The 23,982-nt window shown below is 57.0% G+C and carries 25 protein-coding genes; 12 read left to right on the top strand and 13 right to left on the bottom strand.

The window, feature by feature from the left end; genetic code table 11:
- Positions 1 to 3: 3 nt before the first annotated feature.
- Positions 4 to 360 (bottom strand): hypothetical protein, encoded by a 357-nt coding sequence (locus GOV91_RS01180; protein ID WP_171174359.1) that lies wholly within the window; start codon positions 358 to 360, stop codon positions 4 to 6.
- 123 nt (positions 361 to 483) lie between these two features.
- Positions 484 to 1,023, bottom strand: coding sequence for a hypoxanthine phosphoribosyltransferase (gene hpt / locus GOV91_RS01185; RefSeq protein WP_171234158.1), 540 nt, complete (start codon positions 1,021 to 1,023; stop codon positions 484 to 486).
- A 72-nt stretch (positions 1,024 to 1,095) separates the two neighbouring features.
- Here hpt and GOV91_RS01190 point away from each other — a divergent pair, with 72 nt between their 5' ends.
- The gene (locus GOV91_RS01190) at positions 1,096 to 1,542 is read left to right on the top strand and encodes a type II toxin-antitoxin system RatA family toxin (protein ID WP_171174355.1); all 447 of its coding nucleotides are present in this window, start codon (positions 1,096 to 1,098) and stop codon (positions 1,540 to 1,542) included.
- A 37-nt stretch (positions 1,543 to 1,579) separates the two neighbouring features.
- Entirely contained in the window at positions 1,580 to 2,872 is a 1,293-nt protein-coding gene (locus GOV91_RS01195) for an MmgE/PrpD family protein (RefSeq protein ID WP_171234159.1), read from the top strand.
- Here the strand turns inward: GOV91_RS01195 and pyrC are convergent.
- Positions 2,869 to 3,906 carry a dihydroorotase gene (gene pyrC / locus GOV91_RS01200; protein ID WP_171234160.1) on the bottom strand — a complete coding sequence of 346 codons (1,038 nt, stop codon included), beginning with the start codon at positions 3,904 to 3,906 and terminating at the stop codon, positions 2,869 to 2,871. The genes GOV91_RS01195 and pyrC overlap by 4 nt on opposite strands.
- A gap of 161 nt (positions 3,907 to 4,067) precedes the next feature.
- Between pyrC and GOV91_RS01205 the strand changes: the two genes are divergently transcribed.
- Positions 4,068 to 4,976, top strand: a complete 909-nt coding sequence (locus GOV91_RS01205) for a MoxR family ATPase (protein ID WP_171174349.1) — start codon at positions 4,068 to 4,070, stop codon at positions 4,974 to 4,976.
- 58 nt (positions 4,977 to 5,034) lie between these two features.
- A complete protein-coding gene (locus GOV91_RS01210; RefSeq protein WP_171174347.1) occupies positions 5,035 to 6,294 on the top strand; it encodes a VWA domain-containing protein in 1,260 nt (419 codons plus the stop codon).
- A 4-nt stretch (positions 6,295 to 6,298) separates the two neighbouring features.
- Here GOV91_RS01210 and GOV91_RS01215 read toward each other — a convergent pair whose 3' ends face one another.
- Positions 6,299 to 6,799 carry a hypothetical protein gene (locus tag GOV91_RS01215; protein WP_171234161.1) on the bottom strand — a complete coding sequence of 167 codons (501 nt, stop codon included), beginning with the start codon at positions 6,797 to 6,799 and terminating at the stop codon, positions 6,299 to 6,301.
- A 228-nt stretch (positions 6,800 to 7,027) separates the two neighbouring features.
- On the opposite strand from GOV91_RS01215, the gene GOV91_RS01220 reads away from it, so the two are divergent.
- Positions 7,028 to 7,996 (top strand): XdhC family protein, encoded by a 969-nt coding sequence (locus tag GOV91_RS01220; RefSeq protein ID WP_171234162.1) that lies wholly within the window; start codon positions 7,028 to 7,030, stop codon positions 7,994 to 7,996.
- Positions 7,993 to 8,994, top strand: coding sequence for a molybdopterin-binding protein (locus tag GOV91_RS01225; protein ID WP_171234163.1), 1,002 nt, complete (start codon positions 7,993 to 7,995; stop codon positions 8,992 to 8,994). The genes GOV91_RS01220 and GOV91_RS01225 overlap by 4 nt, the downstream gene beginning before the upstream one ends.
- Positions 8,995 to 9,032: 38 nt before the next feature.
- Here the strand turns inward: GOV91_RS01225 and GOV91_RS01230 are convergent, their stop codons facing one another.
- Complete coding sequence (locus tag GOV91_RS01230; protein WP_254440573.1) at positions 9,033 to 9,917, bottom strand: MurR/RpiR family transcriptional regulator; 885 nt, start codon at positions 9,915 to 9,917, stop codon at positions 9,033 to 9,035.
- A 103-nt stretch (positions 9,918 to 10,020) separates the two neighbouring features.
- Here GOV91_RS01230 and GOV91_RS01235 point away from each other — a divergent pair, with 103 nt between their 5' ends.
- Both GOV91_RS01235 and GOV91_RS01240 read left to right on the top strand, forming a co-directional pair.
- The gene (locus GOV91_RS01235; RefSeq protein WP_171234165.1) at positions 10,021 to 10,794 is read left to right on the top strand and encodes a 3-keto-5-aminohexanoate cleavage protein; all 774 of its coding nucleotides are present in this window, start codon (positions 10,021 to 10,023) and stop codon (positions 10,792 to 10,794) included.
- Positions 10,791 to 12,107 carry an aspartate aminotransferase family protein gene (locus GOV91_RS01240; protein WP_171234166.1) on the top strand — a complete coding sequence of 439 codons (1,317 nt, stop codon included), beginning with the start codon at positions 10,791 to 10,793 and terminating at the stop codon, positions 12,105 to 12,107. Before GOV91_RS01235 ends, GOV91_RS01240 begins: the two co-directional genes overlap by 4 nt.
- Positions 12,108 to 12,175: 68 nt before the next feature.
- Here GOV91_RS01240 and infC read toward each other — a convergent pair whose 3' ends face one another.
- The 7 genes from infC to cobA all read right to left on the bottom strand — a co-directional run bounded on the left by infC (position 12,176) and on the right by cobA (position 17,799).
- Positions 12,176 to 12,724: a translation initiation factor IF-3 gene (gene infC, locus GOV91_RS01245; RefSeq protein WP_171176191.1), complete on the bottom strand. Its 549-nt coding sequence runs from the start codon at positions 12,722 to 12,724 to the stop codon at positions 12,176 to 12,178.
- Between the two features lie 157 nt (positions 12,725 to 12,881).
- On the bottom strand, positions 12,882 to 13,715 hold the full coding sequence (locus GOV91_RS01250) for a ferredoxin--NADP reductase (RefSeq protein WP_171234167.1): 834 nt from the start codon (positions 13,713 to 13,715) through the stop codon (positions 12,882 to 12,884).
- Between the two features lie 107 nt (positions 13,716 to 13,822).
- Positions 13,823 to 14,230: a DUF934 domain-containing protein gene (locus tag GOV91_RS01255; protein ID WP_171174330.1), complete on the bottom strand. Its 408-nt coding sequence runs from the start codon at positions 14,228 to 14,230 to the stop codon at positions 13,823 to 13,825.
- Positions 14,227 to 14,988 carry a phosphoadenylyl-sulfate reductase gene (locus tag GOV91_RS01260; RefSeq protein WP_171234168.1) on the bottom strand — a complete coding sequence of 254 codons (762 nt, stop codon included), beginning with the start codon at positions 14,986 to 14,988 and terminating at the stop codon, positions 14,227 to 14,229. Before GOV91_RS01260 ends, GOV91_RS01255 begins: the two co-directional genes overlap by 4 nt.
- Positions 14,978 to 16,642: a nitrite/sulfite reductase gene (locus GOV91_RS01265; RefSeq protein WP_171234169.1), complete on the bottom strand. Its 1,665-nt coding sequence runs from the start codon at positions 16,640 to 16,642 to the stop codon at positions 14,978 to 14,980. The genes GOV91_RS01260 and GOV91_RS01265 overlap by 11 nt, the downstream gene beginning before the upstream one ends.
- Before the next feature lie 66 nt (positions 16,643 to 16,708).
- Positions 16,709 to 17,023, bottom strand: coding sequence for a DUF2849 domain-containing protein (locus tag GOV91_RS01270; protein WP_171174325.1), 315 nt, complete (start codon positions 17,021 to 17,023; stop codon positions 16,709 to 16,711).
- The gene (gene cobA / locus GOV91_RS01275) at positions 17,023 to 17,799 is read right to left on the bottom strand and encodes a uroporphyrinogen-III C-methyltransferase (protein WP_171234170.1); all 777 of its coding nucleotides are present in this window, start codon (positions 17,797 to 17,799) and stop codon (positions 17,023 to 17,025) included. Before cobA ends, GOV91_RS01270 begins: the two co-directional genes overlap by 1 nt.
- 144 nt (positions 17,800 to 17,943) lie before the next feature.
- Between cobA and GOV91_RS01280 the strand changes: the two genes are divergently transcribed.
- Positions 17,944 to 18,426 (top strand): Lrp/AsnC family transcriptional regulator, encoded by a 483-nt coding sequence (locus GOV91_RS01280; RefSeq protein ID WP_171174323.1) that lies wholly within the window; start codon positions 17,944 to 17,946, stop codon positions 18,424 to 18,426.
- A gap of 24 nt (positions 18,427 to 18,450) precedes the next feature.
- Here the strand turns inward: GOV91_RS01280 and GOV91_RS01285 are convergent, their stop codons facing one another.
- Positions 18,451 to 19,632: a cytochrome P450 gene (locus tag GOV91_RS01285; RefSeq protein WP_171234171.1), complete on the bottom strand. Its 1,182-nt coding sequence runs from the start codon at positions 19,630 to 19,632 to the stop codon at positions 18,451 to 18,453.
- Between GOV91_RS01285 and GOV91_RS01290 the strand changes: the two genes are divergently transcribed.
- From GOV91_RS01290 to GOV91_RS01300, 3 genes are all read left to right on the top strand, one after another.
- Positions 19,631 to 21,412 carry an ATP-binding protein gene (locus tag GOV91_RS01290; protein ID WP_254440574.1) on the top strand — a complete coding sequence of 594 codons (1,782 nt, stop codon included), beginning with the start codon at positions 19,631 to 19,633 and terminating at the stop codon, positions 21,410 to 21,412. The genes GOV91_RS01285 and GOV91_RS01290 overlap by 2 nt on opposite strands.
- Positions 21,409 to 22,638 (top strand): sigma-54 dependent transcriptional regulator, encoded by a 1,230-nt coding sequence (locus GOV91_RS01295; RefSeq protein WP_171234172.1) that lies wholly within the window; start codon positions 21,409 to 21,411, stop codon positions 22,636 to 22,638. Before GOV91_RS01290 ends, GOV91_RS01295 begins: the two co-directional genes overlap by 4 nt.
- Before the next feature lie 292 nt (positions 22,639 to 22,930).
- Positions 22,931 to 23,932, top strand: coding sequence for a DctP family TRAP transporter solute-binding subunit (locus tag GOV91_RS01300; protein ID WP_171174316.1), 1,002 nt, complete (start codon positions 22,931 to 22,933; stop codon positions 23,930 to 23,932).
- Positions 23,933 to 23,982: the final 50 nt, after the last annotated feature.

Genomic DNA, 23,982 nt, shown 5'->3' on the forward strand with positions numbered 1-23,982 from the left:
CACTCAGTTGGCGAGATCACCAACGATTCCAATCGCTTCTATGACTGTCTTCGTGTCATCTGATATCGACAAAATCTCGTCGTCCACCCGAATATATCTTTGACCCGGGCCCAGTGGCTTGAGCTTCCAATTGTCGAGATCGTCAATGTAGTCAAATCGCAAGTCATCCGGCAACTTTTGGCCGCGCGTATATCTTTTGATTTGGCCGGGTGGCACCGCCTTGCCGTTTGACTTGATGGCTTTTTCCACCTTGTTTTTGTTGGCCCCTTGCCCTTTGCCTTTGTTGTCCTTTGCAGCCCCTGCACTGGCTAGGGCCACGATCGCCATAACAACACCAACTGTCGCGACAATACGCTTCATCAACAGACCTCCATTGTTTTAAGGAACACTAGAGGAAAAGACGAGCTTATGTCTATTTATATTCTGATAATGAAATGTCTTGTTCGGAATCCGCCCAGCAAGCGGTGAGTGATGGACAACCTATTAACCCGTAAACCGTACCTTGCCGATAAAGGGCAGGTTTCTGTTCCGCTGCGCGTAGTCGATGCCGTAACCGACTACAAATTCGTCTGGAATCTCGAATCCGATCCAGTCTGACCGGAAATCCACTTCACGACGACTGGGCTTGTCGAGCAGGGCGATTGACTTCAAGCGCGCAGGCTTGCGGCTTTGAAGCAGTTTTATGACGTGATTCAGCGTGTGACCGGTGTCAACAATATCCTCCACAACCAACACATCGCGTCCTTCAATAGCGCCGCGCAAATCTTTGAGAATTCGAACTTCTCGGCTGCTTTCCATCGAGTCTCCGTACGAGGATGCCTCAAGGAAATCTACCTCAATCGGCAAATCCAATTCACGTACCAGATCGGCGATGAAGACAAAACTGCCGCGCAACAAGCCCACGACAACCAGCTTGTCGGTGTTGCCGAATTCTGCTGTGATCTCGCGACAGAGTTCTTCAATTCTGGCAGCGATGGCCTTGGCCGAGATCATCTCATCTATCACATATGCGCGGTCAGTCATCGCAGCCCCCTTGATCTTTGGCGCGCAACATACGACATGACGCGCCATTGTCACCTGCAAATACCGGACGTCATGCCTATCCATTCGGAAACTCGTCACCTGCCATATACCGCCCAGCAGATGTATGATCTGGTGGCAGACGTGGCCAAGTATCCGCAGTTTCTGCCGTGGTGCGCTGCAGCTCGTATCCGCAAGACATATGCTGTGGGCGAGGCCGAAGTAATGGAGGCCGACCTTGTGATCTCGTTCAAAGTGTTCCGCGAACGTTTTGGCAGCCGGGTGACTCTGTTTGCAGACCAGAAGAAAATCGATACCGAATATCTGGATGGCCCCTTCAAATACATGAAGTCCGACTGGCAGTTCGAGGACGCACCGGATGGGGGCTGCAACGTCTCGTTCCATGTGGATTTCGAGTTCAAGAATGCGATTCTGCAGGGGATCATTGGCGTTGTGTTCAACGAAGCCATGCAACGGATCGTGCGCGCGTTCGAGGCGCGAGCCCAGGAACTCTACGGCTAGGTCTTTACGCGGCAAGGGCGCACGCTAGACTGCGCTCATGAAGGATTTCACAGCATCATTGGCCGCTTTTGCGGCAGGCCCGATTTCAACGACTTCGCAGGCGCGGATTGTCACATCACTGTCTGTTCTGGATTGGGTGGCTGTAGGACGTGCAGGTGCGACTGAACCTGTCTCATCCATCATTCGCAAGATGGTTTTGGACGAGGGTGGCAAGGCACAGGCCCATCTTTTTGGCGGCGACGCAGCGCCATTGCGCGGCGCAGCGCTTGTGAATGGCACCGTGTCTCATGCGCTGGATTATGACGACACGCATTTTGCTCATATCGGGCATCCGTCTGTGGCCATCCTGCCGGCAGCGCTTGCTGTGGCCGAGTGGGATGATCGTATACTGGTCGATTTGCTCGAGGCCGCTCTGATCGGAATGGAGGCTTCGATTCGGATCGGCCTGTGGTTGGGGCGGGGGCATTATCAGGTTGGGTTTCATCAGACAGCCACGTCCGGTGCATTTGGGGCCGCCGTCGCCGCAGGGCGATTGTTGGGCTTCGATATAAATCAGATGCGATCCGTTCTGGGGCTGACGGCGACCCGGGCGGCCGGGCTGAAGGCTCAGTTCGGGACGATGGGAAAGCCTTATAACGCAGGTCTTGCCGCCGCTGCCGGTGTCGAAACTGCCTTGTTGGTGCATCACGGGTTTCAGGCCAATACCGATGCGCTCGAAGGCCCGTTTGGCTTTGGTGCAACTCATAACGGCGCGTCGGATTTAAGCGCGCTGGATGGTTTGGGTGATGAATGGGTGTTCGAAAGCGTAAGTCACAAATTCCATGCCTGTTGTCATGGCTTGCACGCCGCGCTCGAAGCGGCGCGTGAACTGGACATCGCCGAGCCTGAAGTGGCCGAGATCAAGATCAAAACCCATCCGCGCTGGATGAGTGTGTGCAATCAGCTGACACCTGAAACCGGGTTAGGTGCCAAGTTTTCATACCGTACAGTCATCGCGATGCAGGCGCTGGGGTATGATACGGCTTTACCGAGCAGTTATACGGACAAGGTTTGCGCCGACCCGCGGATTACGTCCTTGCGCGACCGCATCACGGTCGAAGCGGATGAAAACTTGTCAGAAACGCAAGCCAATCTGGCTTTGTTGCGCCGCGATGGTATCCGCCGTGAGGCAACTCATGATCTGCTGACCCCTATGTCGTTGTCTGACCGCGAGGATCGCGTGCGCGCCAAAGCGGCCAAACTGATCGGAGCGGATGAGGCGGACGCGATCTGGTCGATGCTGCGCACCGGAGGTCGCGCCCGCGATCTGGCTGTCAAACTGACAGGTTAAACCACGCGCCAGTGCAATGGAAAGCCGGGGTCAAAAACGGTTACGGGCCCGTCTCCGGTTTCGATCTTGTCGGGGTATTCGACCGGTTCGCCCTTGGTCAGCGTAATGGTGCCTTCGTTCACGGGCAGTCGATAGAACGCGGGACCATTCAGCGACACAAAACCTTCCAGTTTGTCCAAAACACCTTCGCGGTCGAACATCTCGGCCACCAGTGACATGGTGTTGGTTGCCGTGAAGCAACCCGCGCAACCACATGCCATTTCCTTGTTGTCATCCGTATGCGGCGCGCTGTCGGTGCCAAGGAAATAACGCGGATCGCCCGAGGTCGCGGCTTTTAGAAGTTCCAGCCGGTGCTCTTCGCGTTTGGCGACGGGCAGGCAATAGTAATGCGGTTTGATTCCACCGACGAGAATATGGTTGCGGTTGATGATCAGGTGATGCGCCGTGATTGTCGCGCCCAGGTCTGCCTCATTGGCTTTAACATACTGAACACCGTCGCGGGTCGTGATATGCTCCATCACCACGCGAAGGCCCGGAGTCGCCTTTCGGATTGGGTCCAGAACGCGATCGATGAACACAGCCTCACGGTCGAAAATGTCGATCTCAGAATCCGTCACTTCACCATGCACGCAGAGCGGCAAGCCAATCTCAGCCATACGCTCAAGCACGGGGCGGACATTGTCGAAGTTCCGCACACCCGAATGCGAATTGGTTGTGGCCCCGGCAGGGTACAGCTTGACCGCTTTGACCAATCCGCTTGCATGAGCAGCAGCCAGATCGTCCGGGTTCGTATCCTCGGTCAGATAGAGGGTCATCAACGGCTCAAACGACATTCCGTCGGGCAGCGCGGCCATGATGCGGCCGCGATAAGCCGCGGCGTGCGCGCCGGTGACAACCGGGGGCACCAGATTGGGCATGATGATCGCACGGCCAAAATGGCGCGCGGTTTCGGGCAGAACGGCCTGCAGCATGGCGCCATCGCGCAAGTGCAAATGCCAGTCGTCGGGGCGGCGGATCGTGAGGGTATCGGTCATGGCTTTCCGCTAGCATAGCTGTTGAAAAAGACCAACCGCGACCGCGCTCATTGGCAAAAAAACTTGTCAACCAACCCGAACGTCGTAGCTGTGTCTTGGCGTGAGGTCTTGACGCACAGGTCTGTGCGTGACCTGTTTGAACGCTAAGGAGAGAGGGTTCCATGACGCAACCAAATTCAATTGACGCCGTGCAGCAGATGTTGGGAGCCCAGGGCTATGTATGCGGACGCGCCCTTGCGACGGTTGTTTTCCTGTCGCTGAAACTGGGCCGACCTTTGTTTCTGGAAGGTGAAGCGGGCGTTGGGAAAACCGAAATCGCCAAAGCCTTGGCCTCGGGTTTGAACCGTCGCCTGATCCGCTTGCAATGCTACGAAGGTCTGGACGCCTCTTCTGCCGTCTATGAATGGAACTTTCCCGCGCAGATGGTTGCGATCCGCACGGCTGAGGCGTCGGGCGGGGCGGATCGGGGTGCATTGCAGTCCGAACTGTTCTCAGACGAATACCTGATCGAACGCCCGTTGTTACAAGCCATGCGGCCAGACGAACATGGCGCGCCGGTCCTGCTGATTGACGAGCTGGACAGGACCGATGAACCTTTCGAAGCCTTCCTGCTAGAGGCTCTCAGTGATTTTCAGGTCACGATCCCAGAGTTGGGCACCGTTAAAGCACCAGAGCCGCCCGTTGTCATAGTCACGTCAAACCGCACGCGCGAGGTGCATGACGCCCTCAAACGCCGCTGCCTTTATCATTGGGTCGACTATCCCGATTTCGAGCGCGAGATCGAAATCCTGCACGCCCGCGCACCCGAAGCCGCGGATGCCCTCAGCCGGGAAGTTGTGGCCTTTGTTCAGCGTTTGCGCACCGAAGATTTGTTCAAGAAGCCCGGCGTGGCCGAGACAATCGACTGGGCCAAATGCCTGTTGGCGCTGGATGTGATGAACCTGAGCCCTGAGGTGATCGGCGACACGCTGGGAGCAATCCTGAAATACCAGGACGACATCCAGAAACTACAGGGGTCCGAGGCGAAGCGCATTCTGGACGAGGCTAAGGCCACCCTCGAACCGGCCTGATGCTTCACCTTTTCCCAAATACTCCGGGGGTGTGGGGGCAGAGCCCCCATGGGTGCTGATGGCAGAACAACTCCCGCTGGAAATACCGGACAACCCGAAGCTGGCCCAGAATATCACGCACTTCGCCCGTGCTCTCAGAAAGGCGGGTTTGCCAATCGGTCCGGGGCGCGTGATTGATGCCATCAACGCTGTGCAGGCGGCAGGGTTTACCGAGAAACGGGACTTTTACTGGACGCTGCACGCCTGTTTCGTGAACCGCCCGGAACACCGCACGGTGTTTGCGCAAATCTTTCGAATGTACTGGCGCGATCCGCGATACATGGAACACATGATGGCCATGATGCTGCCCGCCATTCGCGGCGTTCAGGAAGAGCGCAAGGCCGATGCCGGTGAAAAACGCGCAGCCGAGGCGTTGCTGGATGGCGTCGAACAGGATCTGCCGGAACCCGTCATACAAGATGAGGGCGAAACCGAAATCGAGATTGACGCTACTCAGACAGCATCATCCGAAGAACGTTTGCGCAATCTCGATTTTGAGCAGATGAGCACGGCCGAAATCGCGCAAGCCAAACGCGTTTTGGCACGGATGACCCTGCCGGTTAAACCCATCGAGTCGCGCCGTGGGCAGGCCAGCCATCTTGGCCACCGTATCGACCGTGCCCGAACGTTGCGCGCGGCAATGCGACAAGGCGGCGAGCTGCGCACTATAGCCAGGCTTCAGCCCAAGCCGCGCTGGCCTAACCTTGTCGCGCTTTGTGATATTTCTGGATCCATGAGCCAATACAGCCGGATCATCCTTCATTTCCTACACACGGTGTCCAACGCCAAGGGGGCGGGGTGGGCCAAGGTTCACGCCTTCACATTTGGCACCCGTCTGACCAATATAACGCGCCATCTTCATCAAAGAGATGTGGACGCAGCGCTTGCCGCCGCTGGGTCCGAGGCGCAGGATTGGGAAGGAGGCACACGCATCGGCGACTGTTTGCACCAATTCAACCGCGACTGGTCCCGTCGTGTCATGGGGCAAGGGGCGGTGGTTCTGCTGATCACGGACGGTTTGGAACGGGGCGACCCGGAGATTTTGCAGAAAGAGATTGAACGCTTGCATCTGTCCGCAAGACGCTTGATCTGGCTCAATCCGTTGTTACGTTGGGATGGGTTCGCCCCGAAAGCACAGGGCGTTGCGGCAATGCTGCCACATGTGGACAGTTTCCGGGCAGGACATTCGATCGCCTCGCTCGAAGACCTGGCCGACGTGATCTCAGAACTCGACGACCAGGGTCAGAAAGCCCGGCTGATGGCCGCGCTTTCCGGTTAGGCACTTACGACAGCTGTTCTGCGTTGCACTTGCGCGCCATTTCCATGGCTTTGTATGTGCCAGTCAAGTCGACCGTGAACGCATACGCGGTTTCGGGGAACACGATCATGACTTTTTTCTTGGCCAGATCATCAGCGAATTGGGGGTTGTCAGACAGAACGTAACCGCCCGAATAGCCCTTGGTGATATTACCCTTCATTCCGGTGGCTTCACCCAGATAGATATTGTCGCCAATCAGGATAGCGACTTCTTGCGTTTCGCCCCGTTTGATATCGGTGTCGGCTTTGGCGAACACACCGACATAGCCAACGCCGCGGTCTTCGGTCAGACCCATCTGAACGACGTTTTCCGCATCGTCCACAGCCTCGATCAGGCAGGATTTCTTTTCATTGTCGATAAAGACCTTCCAGCCTTCGACTTCACCATAGCGTTCGAACGTATCAGCCCATGCTGCGGTCGCGGTCAAAAGACCAACCGCTGCGCCCAGTGTTAAAAAACGTTTCAACTGCTTGTCTCCGATATATAAATTTTGGATACGCGGTCTGGCAAAATACCAGTTGCGTGGGCAGGCTAAAACGCGGCCTCCAAACAATCAATCCTATGATTTATTGAATGAGGCCGAGGTTTAGCCGGGTTCGGGAAACAACCGGTATAGACCTTTTGGCAAGGCGGTGGCGCTTTTCATCGCGCCAATCCTGCCTATGTTGGAGTCGGACGACATCTGGAGGGTCTGATGGAGCGATTCGACAACAGCCCGGAAACGGCTCTGGACTGGCACCGCAGCGGGCGGGGCGCGGCCTTGGCTACAGTTGTCGAAACCTGGGGCAGCGCGCCACGGCGTGTAGGATCGCAATTGGTGATCGGTGGAGACGGGCGGATTGAAGGCTCGGTTTCCGGCGGTTGTGTAGAAGGTGCGGTGATCGTTGAAGCGCTTGAAGCCTTGGACGAGGGCGAAGCCCGGCTTTTGGAATTTGGCGTCAGCGATGAGGACGCCTTTGCTGTGGGGCTGGCCTGCGGCGGAACGATCCGTGTTCTGGTCGAACCCATTGGCAAGGTCCTGCCCGAGCCCATGCTGGCAGAATTGGTCGCAGCCCGTGCTGCGCGCGCGCCCGTGGCGTATGAGGTGAACACAAATACTGGACACAGGGCCTTACGTCGCAACGCTTACGCTGATCGGTTGCGCATGGACCGGTCCGGTTTTGAAGAGGACGGCGAGACCTTTGTGGCCGTTCACAACCCGCCTTTGCGTCTGATCGTTGTGGGGGCTGTCCATATCGCACAGGCCCTTGTGCCCATGGCCCGCGTTGCAGGTTACGATCCAGCAATCATAGATCCACGCGATGCCTTTGCGTCCAGTGCACGCTTTCCTGGGGAAACGATTTTGACTGATTGGCCGGACGAAGCGGTCGCCAAGTTGGGGCTGGACGCGCGCACCGCAATTGTACTGCTGACCCATGACCCCAAGCTGGACGACCCGGCGCTGCAGGCGTCACTGGATGCTGGTGTCTTTTACATCGGTGCTCTAGGCTCGACGCGGACCCATGCCAAGCGTGTAGATCGTATGAAAGCCGCAGGGTTCACTGAGGAACAGATCTCCAGAATTCACGGCCCGATCGGATTGGATATTGGTGCTGCGGGACCTGCAGAAATCGCCGTTGCTATTCTGGCTCAGATGACGGCGGTCTTGCGGGGCAAAGCATGAGGTTTGGCCCGGTTCCCGTAGCGCAAGCCGAAGGGGCCATTCTGGCGCATTCGGTGACGGCAGACGGGCGTAAGCTGCGCAAAGGATTGGCATTGCAGCCCGAAGATATTGTGCAGTTGACGCAAGCTGGGCTAAGCGAAGTCATTGTCGCACGGCTTGATCCCGGTGACTGCCATGAGGACGAGGCCGCACGGGCTTTGGCAGCGGCCCTTGCGCCTGATGCTGCCGCAGCCAACCTGCGCGTGACCGAGGCGTTTACCGGGCGGGTCAACCTTTTGGCCGATGGACCGGGGGTGGCCGTTCTGGATGTCGCTGCGCTTGAGCGGTTCAACCAAGTCAATCCGATGATCACAGTGGCCACGGTACCCCAGCATCAGCAAATGGGACCAGGTGGTATGGTGGCGACCATCAAGGTCATCTCTTACGCTGTGCCCGAAGAGGATGTCCAACGCGCCGCCGCTTTGGCACAGGGCGCAATCCGTTTGGCGCGTCCGGTTCACCAAACAGCCGGACTGATCGTGACGGACATTCCGGGCGGGCCATCGAATGAGAAAGGGATTGCCGCTATTCGGGGCCGGGTCGAGTTGCTGGATATGGAACTGAGCGATGTGCAGATCGTTCCGCACAGGGTCGATGCTCTGGCCAAAGCGGTTTCGCAAAGCGATGGCGATGTTTTGATGATCCTGACAGGGTCTGCGACGTCGGACCCGGAAGATGTGGCACCTTCAGCTGTGCGTCTGGCTGGCGGGCAGGTGGATCGCTTTGGAATGCCGGTGGATCCGGGAAACCTGTTGTTTTTGGGCGCCTTGCGGGATCGCCCGGTCATTGGATTACCAGGCTGTGCGCGTTCTCCAGCCTTAAACGGTGCCGATTGGGTTCTGTCTCGGATCTCGTGTGGAATTGAGACTACGGGTGCTGACATAGCAGCGATGGGGGTTGGCGGGCTTTTAAAGGAAATTCCGACCAGACCGCAGCCGCGTGCCAAACGCAAAACCTAGACGTATTGACGTGCGCTGGCCGCATCTCAGCAAGGTCGTCAGAGCTTCCTGAGCTTTGGCAAAACACCGGGCCGCCAATAAGCCCCCGTGTCTTCCCGTGCTTTTTGGTACTGTTCCACGCGTGCCCGGGCGTCCTTGCAACCGGCCTCGAACAAATGCCCGAGCAAACATTCCAACACGGCCATCGCGCCGGAAAAGCTTGAAAATGGGTGCAAAGTTCGGGTGCTGACAGACAGGATTACATCCGGTTCGACCCCGGGCGCGATCACCTCGCTATCCGACAGCAACACGATACGCATGGACCGGTCGCGGGCAAAGCGCATCGATTGTATCGTATCGGCGGAATAGGGATGGACGGTGATGGCAAACAGACAATCTTCAGCCGTGGCTTCGACCAAATCGTCAATGGCTGAGCCCATGTGACGGGGCACCAGCTGCAATCCGGGATGCGCCATGCGGGCTGCGTAATGAAAGTAGTAGGCCAGCGCATGACTGGACCGGGTCGCCGTCACGTAACAGCGCCGCGCGGAAACCATGTGCCCAATGGCTTGTTGTGTCAGATGCGGATCCATCAGGCGCAAGGATCGCGAAACCACATTCATCTCGTTCTGAGCGAATTTGACCTGCGCCAGATGAAACGGGTCTTGTCCCGACGGAGCCTCCAACCAGCCTTGCCCCAGCCGGTCTTCGCTGTCAGTTGTCAGAGCGCGGCGAAATGGTTGGCGAAATGCGTCGAAGCTGTCAAAGCCCATGCGCTGCGCAAGTCGTACCAACACGTTTGAACTGATGCCGATTCTGTCCGCTGTTTTACGGATAGGGTTCAGTCCAAAGTCGCCGGGATGGTCGACGATATACTTTGCCGCGACCTGCATTTGCGCAGGCATCTTATCAATCTCGCGCCTCAACTGATCCGTGAGTGCCATCAGGGTAGGGGTCATGGCTAAAATAAAACATATGTTTTCTATAGCGTAAATTGAAAACGTATTGAGTGGAGACTAGCTGCAACCTTGTAAGAGGAAAGAACAGATGAATCCCATCCCTGCCGACGACAGCAAAACCCACTATATTCTAGTCGCGCCCAATGGCGCGCGGCGCACTAAAGCAGATCATCCTGCCCTTCCGGTCACGATAGATCAGATCGTCGCAACCGCGCGGGCCTGCCACCTTGCAGGGGCGCAGGGCATTCATGTTCATGTGCGGGACGCGAATGGTCAGCATTCGCTGGATGCTGGATCGTATCTGGAAACGATCGCCGAGTTGCGCCGCATCGCGCCGGGGTTGGATGTTCAAATAACAACCGAAGCGGCCGGAGTATTTGACGTTCCCGCGCAGCTGGCCTGCTTGGAACAGGTGCGTCCAGACTGGGCCTCGATTTCGGTACGAGAGATTGCGCGCGACCCCAACCTTGCACCGCGTGTCTATGCGCTTTGTGCTGATCAGGGAACGCGGGTGCAGCATATACTTTACGATGAAGAAGACGCGCGGCTGTTGGACCAGTGGCAGCAGGATGACATTGTCCGTAAGGATCAGACGGACCGGCTGTTTGTTCTGGGACGCTATAGCGAAGGTCAGCAATCTGTACCGGCAGATCTGGATGCCTTCCCGAAATGTCAAAACTATTGGATGGTCTGCGCGTTTGGCGCACAAGAACACGCCTGTCTGGCCGAAGCAGCGCGGCGGGGGGGTGATGTGCGCGTTGGATTTGAAAACAGCCTGACGGGCCCGGATGGCACGCCGTGGGCGGACAACGCGGCTTCGGTCGCGGCTTTGGTTGAACTGCTTGGAAAGGCCAGAACATGAGTCACGTATTCCCACGCCACACCAAATCGGACCTTCCCATCGCAGCAGGTGGGGAAGGCTGCTATCTGATCGACGCCCAAGGCAAGCGGTACCTGGACTGCGGTGACGCGGCCGTGTCTTGCCTGGGGCATTCCAACCCCGCAGTGATCCGCGCCGTGCAGGATCAGGTGGAACAGATCGCCTTTGCCCACAGCGGTTTCATGACCTCTGAACCGGCTGAGGCGCTGGCGGATCTGTTGATCCAGCACGCGCCGGGCGATTTGGACCGGGTCTATTTTGTATCGGGCGGGTCTGAGGCAACCGAGGCGGCAATCAAACTGGCGCGTCAGTACTTTCTCGAGACCGGTCAGCCCGAGCGTCGGCATGTCATCGCGCGAAAACAAAGCTACCACGGCAACACGCTGGGCGCTTTGTCTGCCGGGGGCAACGCCTGGAGGCGTGCTCAGTTCGCACCGATGCTGATTGAGATGACGCATATTTCGGCTTGTTATGAATACGCCGAAAAACCTGAAAGTGAGGGTAGCTTTGACTATGGTCAGCGCGTTGCCAACGAGCTTGAGGCTGAAATACTACGCCTGGGTCCGGACACAGTTATGGCTTTCATGGCAGAACCCGTGGTCGGTGCAACCCTGGGCGCGGTTCCGGCTGTTGAGGGGTATTTCAAACGTATCCGGGAAATCTGCAACCAATACGGGGTGCTGTTGATCCTGGATGAGGTTATGTGCGGTATGGGGCGCACAGGCCATCTGTTTGCCTGCGATCATGACGATGTTGCGCCGGATATTCTGTGCATCGCCAAAGGTTTGGGGGCCGGGTATCAACCGATCGGAGCTATGCTGTGCACCGGGGCGATATATGATGCAATTCGGGATGGGTCAGGTTTTTTTCAACACGGGCACACCTATATCGGTCACCCGGTTGCTACGGCTGCTGCACTCGCGGTGGTCCGTGAACTGACGGAACGGGATTTGCCAGCCCGAGCCGGGGTCATGGGAGACAAAGTGCAATCAGCCCTTGAGGCTGCGTTTGGACAGCACCCGAATGTCGGCGATCTGCGTGGGCGTGGCCTTTTCCGCGGGATCGAGCTGGTGTCCGATCGGGGCACCAAAGCTCCGTTCGATCCGTCTTTGGGCATTGCCGGAAAGGTGAAGAAGGCTGCAATGGCTGAAGGCTTGATCTGTTATCCGATGGCGGGGACACGGGATGGACGTAACGGAGATCACATTCTTCTGGCACCACCTTTTATCATCGAAGACGCGCAGATTGAAGAACTTGTCAGCAAATTGGAACGGGCGTTGAGCGCAGTTATCTAACGGCGGTAGAAACGAAAAGGCTCTCGCGGTACTTGCGAGAGCCTTAGATCTTTCAGCCGGTGTTTGGCCTATTTCTGAGGAAGTGGGCCGATCATCATGATCATCTGACGGCCTTCCATCTTTGGCATGTTTTCAATCTTGCCAAGGTCTTTGACGTCCTCAGCAACACGCTCCAGCAATTCGCGTCCCAAGTTCTGGTGCGCCATTTCGCGGCCACGGAAACGCAGGGTCACTTTGACCTTGTCGCCGTTTTCAAGGAACTTGAACACGTTCCGCATCTTCACGTCATAGTCATGGGTGTCGGTGTTGGGCCGGAACTTGACCTCTTTCACCTCGATGACTTTTTGCTTTTTACGGGCTTCGCTTTCGCGCTTTTGTTGTTCGTATTTGTATTTGCCGAAGTCCATGATCTTACAGACCGGTGGGTTCGCGTTGGGCGAAATCTCGACAAGGTCAAGACCGGCATCTGCAGCAAGTTGCATGGCTTTGGCGGGATGAACCACCCCGACGTTTTCACCTTCGGCACCAATCAGCCGAATTTCGGGGGCACGGATTCTGTCATTGACGCGCGGGCCGGTGTCACGTTGAGGCGGCGCGTTGTGAGGTCTGCGAGCTATGGGTTCATTCCTTTGATGATTGCAGAATTTCGAGCCCGGAATTTAAACCGGGCTGCGCCGCACTTCAAGCGGCATAAATACAGGTTGCAGTGAAAAAACTTGTTTTATCGGGTGTTTTTCGCGTTCGAAGCACCAAAGCTTCGAACGCAAATTGGTATTATCCGACAAAGGCTTTCTCGATAACGAATTCCTTTGGCTCGGAATTTGCGCCTTCACGCAGACCAAACCCTTCAAGGATTTCCTTGATGTCCAGGTTGAAAGCCAAGGAACCGCAAACCATTGCGCGGTCGGTTTCAGGCTTGATGCCGCCTTCGATGCCCAAGTCGGCAAACACGGTGCCGTCCTGCAGCAGGGTGGTGATGCGGCCCATCTTGGGGCTGTCTTCCCGCGTGGTGGTTGGGTAATAGCGGATTTTGTCAGCGAACCCTTCGCCCATCAACTCGGCCAGCAATTCATCCTGACGGATGTTTTCGATCAGTTGGCGGCCATATTCCAGTTCCGCGACTTCGCGGCAGGTGTGGGTGATTATAACCTCGTCATAATCCCCATAGGTCTGCGGTTCACGCAGTAGCGAGGCAAATGGCGCGAAACCGGTGCCGGTGGCAAAGAACCACAGGCGTTTGCCAGGCAGCAGGGCGTCATGCACCAGTGTGCCAACCGGCTTGGGGCGTAAAATGATCTGATCGCCGGGTTTGATATGTTGCAGCTTCGAAGTCAGCGGGCCGTTCTGTACCTTGATGGAATAGAACTCCAACTCTTCATCCCAGGACGGCGACGCAATCGAATAGGCGCGCAGCAAAGGTTTTCCGTTGTCGCCCAGCAGGCCGATCATCACGAATTCACCCGAGCGGAATCGCAGCGAGGCAGGGCGCGACACCTTGAAAGAGAACAGGCTGTCAGTCCAGTGCTTCACCTCGGTGACAGTCTGGGCATCTGGCAGTACGGGGGCCTTAACGGCGGTTGCTTCACTCACGGATTTCATCTCTGTCATCATTTCACTGCCGGCCAGCTAAACCGACATCTCCGTTTAATCTTTGATCCAAGTCAGGAAAAGGGGACAGATTGCCCCCCTTGTATCACAAGCTTGTGCGTGCAGTCTTATCCGCGCAGGCGGGCCTGATAGTTATTATCTTGCCAATTGGCGCGGGCCAGCCATTGATCTTCGGGCTGTCGGTCCGCAAGCGCATGATCTATTTCAACCTCGTCGAACCCGCTGCGACGGGCCATGGCGTATTGGTCTGCCAGAACATGGCCTTTGGCGCGCAGGCGGCCTGTATACCCTTTCAGGCGTAGAACGCGTGCAATTGTAAAGCCGCGCCCATCCGCAGAGGAGGGGAAGTCCACACGCACCATCTTGGCGCTGCCCAAACGGTCAATCAGCTCATCCGGGTCGGTGTCCGAGGCCACATCAAGGGCCACTACGTCATTGGCGGCATCATCCAGGGTGACAAAGCCGTCGGTCCAATCATCAGGCGAAAAGCCCTCATCCGTTACGATTACGTTCATGTTTTCTCTCCGATGCGGATCATTTTGCCATCGACAAAATGGATGCCACATTCTTCCTTGTTCTGATCGCGCCAACGTCCGGCGCGTGGGTCTTCGCCCTCTTTGACCGGCGAGGTGCAGGGTGCACATCCGATCGAAGGGTATCCTTTGGCCACCAGCGGGTGCCGGGGCAGATTGTTTTCGTCCATATAGGTGCGCACGTCTTCGGGCGCCCAGTGGGCCAGCGGGTTGACTTTGATCCGGCCCGTGCCGTCTTCGACTTCAAAAAACTCGAGCGCGGCGCGTGTGCCCGACTGAAACCGCTTGCGTCCCGTGATCCAGCCACAATAGCCCGACAGGGCTTTTTGCAGTGGGAAGGTTTTGCGCAGGTTGCAGCAGGCATCTGTATCGCGTAGGCGCAGAGCACTGTAAGGGTCGTCTCGTTGAACGTCTTCTTCATCCGCACGAATGATCTTGACGTTCTTCAGGTCCAAACGCTCGCTGACCTCATGTTGGTATTCCAGCGTTTCAGTGAACAGCAACTGAGTGTCCACGAACAGCACCGGGGTCGCCTTGTCGACCACCGCTGCCATATGCAGCAAGACCACCGATTCCGCACCGAAGCTTGAGACAAGAGCAAGATCGTCGATTTCCTCGATGGCACCATGCATGACATCATGCGCAGAATGGTGGCGGAACCGGGCGTTCAGCTCTTCGACCTTTTCGGTCAGTTCGCTGCGGTCTTTGCCCAGTTCCGTCTGGATCAGATCAAGCGGCATTCGCCCGAGCCTCGGGGTAGAGGGCTGCCTTAAACGGAGCCAAGCCAACTCGGCGATAGGTCTCCAGGAAAGTTTCTTCGGCGCTCTCCCGCTGGTTCAGATAGGTGTCGACGATGCGCTCTACGGCGGGCACGATTTCACTATAGGCAAAGCCCGGACCCGTGCGGTCGCCCACGGCCGCTGTCTCGGTGCCGTCGCCGCCCAGAGTGATCTGGTAGTTTTCAACGCCCGCGCGATCCAGCCCCAGAATGCCGATATGCCCCACGTGGTGGTGACCACATGCGTTGATGCAGCCCGAGATCTTGATCTTCAGGTGACCGATATCATGCTCCAGCTTCAGCTCGTCAAACCGGGTCGCGATTTCCTGCGCAACCGGGATCGATCGTGCCGTGGCCAGCGCGCAGTAATCCATGCCGGGGCAGGCGATTATGTCGCTGATCAGGCCGATATTGGCGGTGGCCAGTTCGTATTCCTTCAGCTTCGCGTGGATCGCAGGCAGATCCGATTTGTGAACATGCGGCAGGATCACGTTCTGCTCATGGCTGATACGCAGCTCGTCATACGCGAACTCTTCGGCCAGATCGGCCATTATGCGCATCTGCTCGGCCGTTGCATCGCCCGGCGTCGCGCCGTGCTTTTTGATCGAGATCGTGACAATCGCGTGGTCTGCGTTTTTGTGCGGCGCGATGTTGGTGTCGACCCACGAGCGGAAAACCGGATCGTTGGTGTAGGCGCTTTCAAAAGACGCAACCGAACCTTCGCGGAAGGCAGGTGCCGCAAAGTGATCCTTGATCTCTTCGAGAAGGTTCATGTCAGCACCCTTGAACTGCGGGCGGACCTGCAGGAAACGCTCGTTGACCTTGGCGCGGATGGCGTCGATGCCGTGCTCGTGCACGGTGATCTTGATGCGTGCCTTATATTTGTTGTCACGGCGACCGATCTGGTTCCAGACGGACACAACGGATTCCAAATAGGCCAGCAGATCGTCAAAAGCGACGAAATCCGACAGTTCTTTGCCGATCATTGGCGTACGGCCCAGACCGCCACCAACAATCACACGGGCCCCCAGAACACCGTCACGCTCGACCAGTTGCAGGCCGATATCATGCGCCTTGATGACGGCACGGTCATTTTCCGAACCGGTGATGGCAATCTTGAACTTGCGCGGCATGAACTGGAATTCCGGGTGGTCGGTCGACCACTGGCGCAGAAGTTCTGCATAAGGGCGCGGGTCCGCAACTTCATCCGCGGCTGCGCCAGCAAAGTGGTCTGCGGTCACGTTGCGGATGGTGTTACCCGAGGTCTGAATGGCGTGCATGCCAACTTCGGCCAGCGCGTCCAGCATATCCGGCACGTCGTTCAGCTTGGGCCAGTTGTACTGGATGTTCTGACGGGTGGTGAAGTGGCCATAGCCCTTGTCCCACTTTTCGGCCAACAGCGCCAGTTGGCGCATCTGCGCGCTGGACAGGGTGCCATAGGGGATGGCGACGCGCAGCATATAGGCGTGCAGTTGCAGATACAGGCCGTTCATCAGGCGCAGGGGTTTGAATTCGTCTTCGGTCAGCGAACCGTCAATGCGGCGCTCGACCTGCGCACGGAATTGCGCGTTGCGCTCTGCCAGAAACTCGTGGTCAAACTCGGAGTAGCGATACATGTCTAGCTGTCCTTGGTTGCAACCCCGAACCTTGGGGCCATAGAAGGGGAGAGAGAGGGCCTAAGTTCAGGCCCGGGGCTGCGGGGAAGTTTCCTGTTTGCCGTGGGCATAGTTGGACGGACCAGTCCGGCGGAAATCTTCCCGAAAATGTGTGGGCTCAGGGCCGTTTTCGCCTGCAACAGCGTCAGCCAGATATGCACCCACAATCTTGCTGGCCTGCCGGGCGGCGTCCAGCAGACGCACCTGTGCATGCGCTTCGTCAGTGATCAGTTCGGCATCAGACAGATCACGCGACCAGCGGTCATCTTCGGTTTGATAAATCACGTCGCCTTCCAGCAAATCATTTGCGGTGACGACTTTGGGGGTAAAAGCGCGGGCCATCAGGCAAGCTCCTTATTGAATTCGGTCACAGCCTGCGCCGCTTCTCGCGGGGCGAGGCCAAAGAAAGTCAGGGCCGGGCCGTTCATTTCGGCGGCGGCCAGATCGGTGGGCAACTGGTCCAAAGTTGTGGCCAGAATGCGTTGGTCAGGGCGCGAGGCGTTCTCGATCAGGGTGACGGGTGTAGCGCGATCTGCACCGTGCATGATCAGGCGGCCTTGAATGAACCGGGCCGACTTCTTGCCCATGTAAATTGCAGCAACCGACCCTGAGCGCGCCAGAGCGGCCCAGTCGTGATCAGCAAAGCCTTTCATGTCGTGCCCGGTCAGAAACCGTACCGAAGAGTTGCGGCCCCGGCGTGTCAGGCTTTGCCCGATGCTTGCTACAGCCGCAGACGCAGCGGTAATTCCGGGAATGAGCTGCCAGGAAATGCCCGCAGACTGAACTGCTTCGATTTCTTCATCCAGCCGACCAAACACAGTGGGGTCCCCTGATTTCAGGCGCACCACGCGGTTGCCCTTTTGCGCATAGTCCACCAAAAGCGCGTCGATATCGCTTTGCTTCCAGGACGGACCAAAACCGGCCTTGCCAACATCAAACAGATCGGCGCTCTTGCCCGCAATGTCCAGAATAGGTGCGCTGATCAGGCGGTCATGCAGAACGATATCAGCCTGCTCAAACGCGGTGAGCGCTTTGAGCGTCAGCAATTCGGGATCACCGGGACCGGCGCCGACAAAGTCGACATGTCCTTTGGATCTGATTGTGAGCATGTCCTGCATTGGATCGTCTCGGGTGTAGTTTGACTTGCCCCTCAATATAGGAAATATTCCCACCAAAGCGCCATGTGGGCGTCGAAATAAGAACATTATTTCCGCATGCTTTGAAAAATGGAACGAAAACCTCGAATTGGAAGGAATACTGGAATGTCGGTTCGAATAGACGAAACGGATCGGAAAATTCTGGCCGAGCTGCAACGTGATGCGGGTCAGTCACTGGACGAAATTGCGGCCCGTGTGGGCAGTTCCAAGACCCCGGTCTGGAATCGAATTCGTAAGCTAAAAGGGGCAGGTATCATTGGGCAGCAAACGGTTTTGCTGGATGCCGAAGCGCTTGGGTTCGAGGCGACATTTTTTGTCTTGATCCGTACGTCGGAGCACGAGGCTGAATGGCAGCGCAAGTTTCTGAAAGCGTTGCGCGATCACCCCGAAGTGCAAGAGGCACACAGGTTGGCTGGCGACATCGACTACATCCTCAAGGTCAGGGTCAAGAATGCACGTGCCTATGACGTGTTCTATCAATCGCTTATCTCTGAAGTGCGGGTCCACAACGTGACGGCGCTTTTGTCGATGGAGGAAATAAAATCCACAACAATGCTGCCGTTGAACGCGTTGGTTGAGAAGGCTTAAAAAGGCACACGCGTTAAAGCGGCCTCAGATTTGCACCAGAACCTGTTGCAAGCCATGAAAATGGTAACTGTCCGAATAGGCCGGAGGTGCGGCCAACCGCAAGTTCGGGCAGCTTTCAAACAGAACTGGCAGGGCGATGCGCATTTCCAACCGCGCCAAAGGCGCGCCAACACAGAAGTGGATGCCTCCACCAAAGCTGGTGTTGACATCTATGGATCGTGCGGGGCGGAAAGTGTTTGGTTCATCCCAGACAGTGGGATCGCGGTTCGCGCCTCCCAGAAGCAATGCAACCTGATCGCCGCGTTTGAATCCATGCCCGAAAATCTCGACACTCTCGTAGGCATAGCGCGTAAACATGTGCAGGGGTGGATCAAAGCGCAAGATTTCTTCGATGGTGCTGTCTATTTTGTCCGGCCCCAAAGCATCGGGGTCAATTCGCGTTTCCAGCAGGGTTTTGACCCCGTTTCCCAAAGAATGCACCGTTGCCTCGTGTCCGGCATTTAAAAGCAGAATACAGGTGGCGACCAGTTCATCGCGTGACAGTTTCTCACCTTCTTCCTCGGCAGCAATCAATCGTGTGATCAAGTCGTCACGCGGGTCACGACGCCTCTGGTTGATATAGTCTTCCAGAAACGTGGTGAATTCCTGCGCCGATTGTGTAGCCTTGTCTTCGGTGTCCCGCGTTCGATTGGCTTGGTACATTGCCACCATGTCGTGCGACCAGCGCAGCAAGTCCGGTGCCATTTCTTCGGGTACTCCCAGCAGACGACAGATCGTAATCACGGGGACCTGAGTGCAATAGGCATGCAAAAGGTCAAACGGCTCTTGTGGGAAGTCCCGGATCAGATCGTGACAAAGGGTTTCAATCGACGGCTGCAATGCCGAAATCGCCCGCGAGGTAAAGGCTCGCATGACCAGCGCCCTCAGGCGGGTGTGTCTCGGCGGCTCGGCTTCAAGCAGCGAATGAGCTTCGACTGACAACCACGGGGCCAGATGGGCGGGGCCTTGCGTAGCACATTCGGGTGGAACTTCGCGTCCGAACCGACGATCTTTCAGCAAGGTGCGGACGGATTGGCAGGATACAGCGGCAACCATGCCGTAATCAGTCCAATAGAACAGATCTCCGGCTTGTCGGGCTGTTTCATAAAACGGATAGGGGTTCTGGACGAAATCCGGGTCCGTAGGGGATTGTGAGAGAGACTTCATGCGACGCACACTTGCCACGCGGCGCGTTGAATGCAAGACCCTGTATATGCACAGGGTTTGGGTCATCGCCGGTTTTCTGCTTGCCGTTGGGGTACTGTCCGGATTCGTCTGGTCCTATGGCTACCGTCAAGCTTTGTCTCAGCTGAGTGAAAAGGCCGAGGCCGATCTTGAACTGGCGGCTGACCGGCTGAGCACGCAAATGCAAGTGTATCAAGAACTTGCAGTGCTGATGGCGACCCATCCGATTCTGCATGAATTGGATCAACCAGCCGACATACGACAAGCTGAGGCAATGCTGCTGGACATTGCTGACAAAACAGCAGCAGTCAACATGATGTACCTGGACCGAAAAGGGCAGGTCTTGGTTTCAGCGCAACCGGTGTCTCAGCTTAACATGGCCGAACACCCCGCTTTCCGTCGGGCGATGCAGGGGGCCTTGGGCAGCGCGCATGAGGTTACGCCTGTCGGAGATGATCGGATCTACTCCTACGCTGCGCCTGCTTTTGGCCCATTTGGCCAGATCAAAGGTGTACTGATGGTTGTTGCCGATGTTCAGGATGTCGAGCAGACATGGCGTGGCAGTACCGAGGCGGTTTTCTTTGTTGATGCAGAAGGCGTTGTGTTCATTTCGAACAGGTCGGACCTGCTGTTCTGGTCTCGCGAGGAAGGAGAGGCGGGGCTTACTCCGCCGAATGGCGCGACCGTTGATTTTGCATCAACGCGCGTTGGTGGGCACGAGCTGTGGCAATTGAACTGGGGGCGCTATCTGCCGCGCGATGCTTTGCACCTTACCCTCGAATTGCCGGTACTCGATATGACTGCCGAAGTATTGGTGGACGTAGCCCCAGCCCTGCAACTTGCACGGCTTCAGGCAGCTGCAGTCGCAGCGATCTGTTTGGCATTTGGTGCAATGCTTTTTCTCGCGATGGAGCGGCGGCGGACGCTGGCCGAAGCCAATGCGGTTCTGGAAAGCCGAGTGGCCAAACGGACCCTCGACCTGACGGTTGCAAACGACAGCTTGCAAAAAGAAGTCGCGGAACGACAGGAAGCCGAAGCGGCCCTGCGTCGCGCACAGGCGGATTTGGTTCAGGCCGGAAAGCTCAGCGCGCTTGGTCAGATGTCAGCAGGGATCAGTCACGAACTGAACCAGCCCCTGATGGCGATCCGGCAGTTTGCGGACAATGGCACAGCTTTCGTGGAACGCGGAAAACCTGAAAAAGCGGCCGAGAACTTGGGCCGTATTTCTGAAATGGCTGCGCGTATGGCGCGGATTATCAAGAACCTGCGCGCCTTTGCCCGCAATGAAAGCGAACCTATGGGGCGGGTTGATCTGGTGCAGGTTCTGAACACAGCCGTTGAACTGACCCAAGCCCGGCTGAACACGGAAAACGTCGCCATGGATTGGCAACCGCCAAACACGCCTGTTTACGCTTGGGGTGGCGAGGTAAGGCTTGTGCAGGTGTTTGTGAACCTGATCAACAACGCCGCAGATGCGATGAGCCAGCAGGATGAACGCCTCATTCAAATGGTGATCAACACCGGTGAAAAACTTTCTGTCACTGTGCGTGACATTGGCCCAGGTATCGAGAATACGGAAAAGCTGTTTGAACCGTTTTACACCACCAAGGCCGTAGGTTCGTCCGAAGGAATGGGGCTGGGGCTTTCGATTTCTTACGGTCTGGTTCAGAGTTTCGGTGGAAACATTCGCGGGACCAATGCGCCCACTGGCGCGATGTTTACTGTGGAACTGGAATACTATCGGGAAGACGAGGCAGCATGACCCGAAGAGTTCTTTTGGTCGACGATGATGCGGCCGTACGCGAGGCTTTGGCACAAACGCTTGAGCTGGCGGATGTTCAACCGACAACGGCCGGCTCTTTTGTCGCGGCCAAGGACCATATCCGAGCGGACTTTCCCGGTGTCATCATCTCAGACATCCGAATGCCGGGTCGGGACGGGTTTCATCTGTTAAACTATGCCAGAGAGGTCGATCCCGATCTTCCCGTCATTCTTCTGACCGGCGAAGGGGATATTCCCATGGCCGTTGATGCAATGGGTAAGGGCGCGTTCGACTTTCTGGAAAAACCCTGTGCCGCGTCCGATCTGCTGGATGTGCTGGAGCGTGCGTTCGCAGTCCGAGCCGAGGTTATCGAGCAGAGGGCAATGAGATCCGAACTGGAACGTGGAGACCCGGCCGCACGATTGCTGTTTGGCCTGTCGCCCCAGGCAGAGGCGTTGCGAGAAAGGGTTCGCGCCGTTGCGCCCACACAGGCCGAAGTTCTGGTGACTGGCCCTCCTGGCAGTGGCATCTCAAAAGTGGCTGAGGTTGTGCACCTGATGTCCTCAGTCGGGCAGGGGCCGTTCGTGAAGCGCCCGGCCTCGACGCTCAGCCCCGAAGATCTGGCCCGCAGTTGCGAGGATGCAGCGGGTGGGTCGTTGTTTCTAGACGAGGTTTCGGCCATGCCGCAGGCCACGCAATTTGCAGCGCTTGAACTGATCGAACAAGGGCCGGGTGGTCGGATCATTGCTGGCACCACCGCTGATCTGTCTGTCTTAAGCGCCGACGGCCGTTTCAATGCCGATCTTTTCTACAGACTGGACGTGATGCGTGTGCGTATTCCGTCGCTGGCAGAGCGGCCTGACGATATTCCCGTTATCTTTCGTCACTATGTAGCTCAGGCAGCTGAACAGGCCGGAATTCCGGTTCCTGAAATCTCATCGGAACATCTGGCGGCGTTGATGGCCAACGATTGGCCCGGGAATGCGCGGTCCCTTATGTCCGCCGCCATGCGCTTTGTTTTGGGAATGCCGGAAGAGGTCGCACAGGCCACAGATCTGGGCCTGAGCGAACAGATGGCACGGGTCGAACGATCGCTGCTGATCGCGGCGTTGGGGCGTCATAATGGAAAGGCGTCAGATGCGGCAAAGGCGCTGAAGCTTCCGCGAAAGACCTTTTATGACAAGCTGGCGCGTTACCAAATTCGTCCCGAGGATTACCGAAGGTAATCCGACCAGCGAATGTACGCTGGGTAGTGATTCGCATGAATGATTCGAAAATTGTGCGGAAATCCGCACAAGCAGCATTTTTGGCTGTGCGGATTTTCGCACACAGAAGAATAGGTGATTCTGCTTCGTGTGTTTGATGCCATGTAAGGCTTTGTAAATTAGTGATTTTAATGCTTAGCCGCGCGTTCAGAGGGAAAAGTTGTTTGGTTGCGGCCGAGTCGCTTCACTGCACGCCATACGGCGCCAACCCGGCGCTGATCGCTTGTTTCTTGGAAGTCTGGGAGGAAAACAGATGAAGATTTTGACAACAGCCGCAACGGCTCTGGCGCTGACGGTCACCGCAACTGCGGGCATGGCGGCCTGTGACGATGGTGAGATTGTTGTGAAGTTCGCGCATGTGACGAACACCGATAAACACCCCAAAGGCATCGCGGCTTCGCTGCTGGAACAGCGCGTCAATGACGAGATGAACGGCGTGATGTGCATGGAGGTCTATCCCAACTCGACCCTGTATAACGACGACAAGGTGCTTGAGGCGATGCTGCAAGGCGACGTTCAACTGGCTGCGCCGTCCTTGTCCAAGTTCGAGAAATTCACCAAGCAGTTCCGCCTGTTCGACCTGCCATTCATGTTCAAGAACATTGACGCGGTGGATGCGTTCCAGGCCTCGGCTGATGGTCAGGCGATGAAGGACAGCATGCAGCGCCGCGGCCTGCAGGGTCTGGCATTCTGGCACAACGGCATGAAGCAGATGTCTGCGAACAAGCCGCTGGAAGATCCGTCAGACGCAAACGGCCTGAAGTTCCGCGTGCAGTCCTCGGACGTGTTGGTTGCGCAGATGGAAGCGATCGGTGGCAGCCCGCAGAAAATGGCGTTCTCGGAAGTTTACGGCGCGCTGCAGCAGGGCGTTGTGGACGGGCAGGAAAACACCTGGTCGAACATCTATGGCAAGAAGTTCTTTGAGGTTCAGGACGGCATCACTGAGACCAACCACGGTATCATCGACTATCTGGTCGTGACCTCGGTTGACTGGTTGGATAGCCTGGACCCCGAAGTGCGTGATCAGTTCCTGACCATTCTGGGCGAAGTCACCGAGACTCGAAACAAAGAAGCCTTTGCCGTGAACGAAGCGGCCAAAGCATCGATCACCGACGCGGGGGGCATCATTCGTGAGCTTAACCCCGAACAGCGTCAGGCCTGGGTCGATGCGATGAAGCCGGTTTGGGACAAATTCGCCGGTGATGTGGGTCAGGACAAGATCGACGCCGCACAGGCCATCAACGCCGGTTTCTAAACCGGATCGAGGCCGCGCGTCCGGGGACTGGGGAGTAATCGACGCGCTGG

Source organism: Ruegeria sp. HKCCA6837, from assembly GCF_013034475.1.
Lineage (GTDB): Bacteria > Pseudomonadota > Alphaproteobacteria > Rhodobacterales > Rhodobacteraceae > Ruegeria.

Bases quoted from the DNA above. Each gene is read 5' to 3' on its own strand.
- GOV91_RS01260 (WP_171234168.1), bottom strand. From the start codon at position 14,988: ATGCCGCTTGATCTGATCCAGACGGAACTGGGCAAAGACCGCAGCGAA.
- GOV91_RS01270 (WP_171174325.1), bottom strand. From the start codon at position 17,023: ATGGCCCGCGCTTTTACCCCCAAAGTCGTCACCGCAAATGATTTGCTG.
- GOV91_RS01240 (WP_171234166.1), top strand. From the start codon at position 10,791: ATGAGTCACGTATTCCCACGCCACACCAAATCGGACCTTCCCATCGCA.
- GOV91_RS01195 (WP_171234159.1), top strand. From the start codon at position 1,580: ATGAAGGATTTCACAGCATCATTGGCCGCTTTTGCGGCAGGCCCGATT.
- GOV91_RS01280 (WP_171174323.1), top strand. From the start codon at position 17,944: ATGTCGGTTCGAATAGACGAAACGGATCGGAAAATTCTGGCCGAGCTG.
- cobA (WP_171234170.1), bottom strand. From the start codon at position 17,799: ATGCAGGACATGCTCACAATCAGATCCAAAGGACATGTCGACTTTGTC.
- GOV91_RS01210 (WP_171174347.1), top strand. From the start codon at position 5,035: ATGGCAGAACAACTCCCGCTGGAAATACCGGACAACCCGAAGCTGGCC.
- hpt (WP_171234158.1), bottom strand. From the start codon at position 1,023: ATGACTGACCGCGCATATGTGATAGATGAGATGATCTCGGCCAAGGCC.
- GOV91_RS01300 (WP_171174316.1), top strand. From the start codon at position 22,931: ATGAAGATTTTGACAACAGCCGCAACGGCTCTGGCGCTGACGGTCACC.
- GOV91_RS01220 (WP_171234162.1), top strand. From the start codon at position 7,028: ATGGAGCGATTCGACAACAGCCCGGAAACGGCTCTGGACTGGCACCGC.
- GOV91_RS01265 (WP_171234169.1), bottom strand. From the start codon at position 16,642: ATGTATCGCTACTCCGAGTTTGACCACGAGTTTCTGGCAGAGCGCAAC.
- GOV91_RS01250 (WP_171234167.1), bottom strand. From the start codon at position 13,715: ATGACAGAGATGAAATCCGTGAGTGAAGCAACCGCCGTTAAGGCCCCC.
- GOV91_RS01285 (WP_171234171.1), bottom strand. From the start codon at position 19,632: ATGAAGTCTCTCTCACAATCCCCTACGGACCCGGATTTCGTCCAGAAC.
- GOV91_RS01190 (WP_171174355.1), top strand. From the start codon at position 1,096: ATGCCTATCCATTCGGAAACTCGTCACCTGCCATATACCGCCCAGCAG.
- pyrC (WP_171234160.1), bottom strand. From the start codon at position 3,906: ATGACCGATACCCTCACGATCCGCCGCCCCGACGACTGGCATTTGCAC.
- GOV91_RS01290 (WP_254440574.1), top strand. From the start codon at position 19,631: ATGCGACGCACACTTGCCACGCGGCGCGTTGAATGCAAGACCCTGTAT.
- GOV91_RS01180 (WP_171174359.1), bottom strand. From the start codon at position 360: ATGAAGCGTATTGTCGCGACAGTTGGTGTTGTTATGGCGATCGTGGCC.
- GOV91_RS01225 (WP_171234163.1), top strand. From the start codon at position 7,993: ATGAGGTTTGGCCCGGTTCCCGTAGCGCAAGCCGAAGGGGCCATTCTG.
- GOV91_RS01255 (WP_171174330.1), bottom strand. From the start codon at position 14,230: ATGAACGTAATCGTAACGGATGAGGGCTTTTCGCCTGATGATTGGACC.
- GOV91_RS01295 (WP_171234172.1), top strand. From the start codon at position 21,409: ATGACCCGAAGAGTTCTTTTGGTCGACGATGATGCGGCCGTACGCGAG.
- GOV91_RS01235 (WP_171234165.1), top strand. From the start codon at position 10,021: ATGAATCCCATCCCTGCCGACGACAGCAAAACCCACTATATTCTAGTC.
- GOV91_RS01230 (WP_254440573.1), bottom strand. From the start codon at position 9,917: ATGGCACTCACGGATCAGTTGAGGCGCGAGATTGATAAGATGCCTGCG.
- GOV91_RS01205 (WP_171174349.1), top strand. From the start codon at position 4,068: ATGACGCAACCAAATTCAATTGACGCCGTGCAGCAGATGTTGGGAGCC.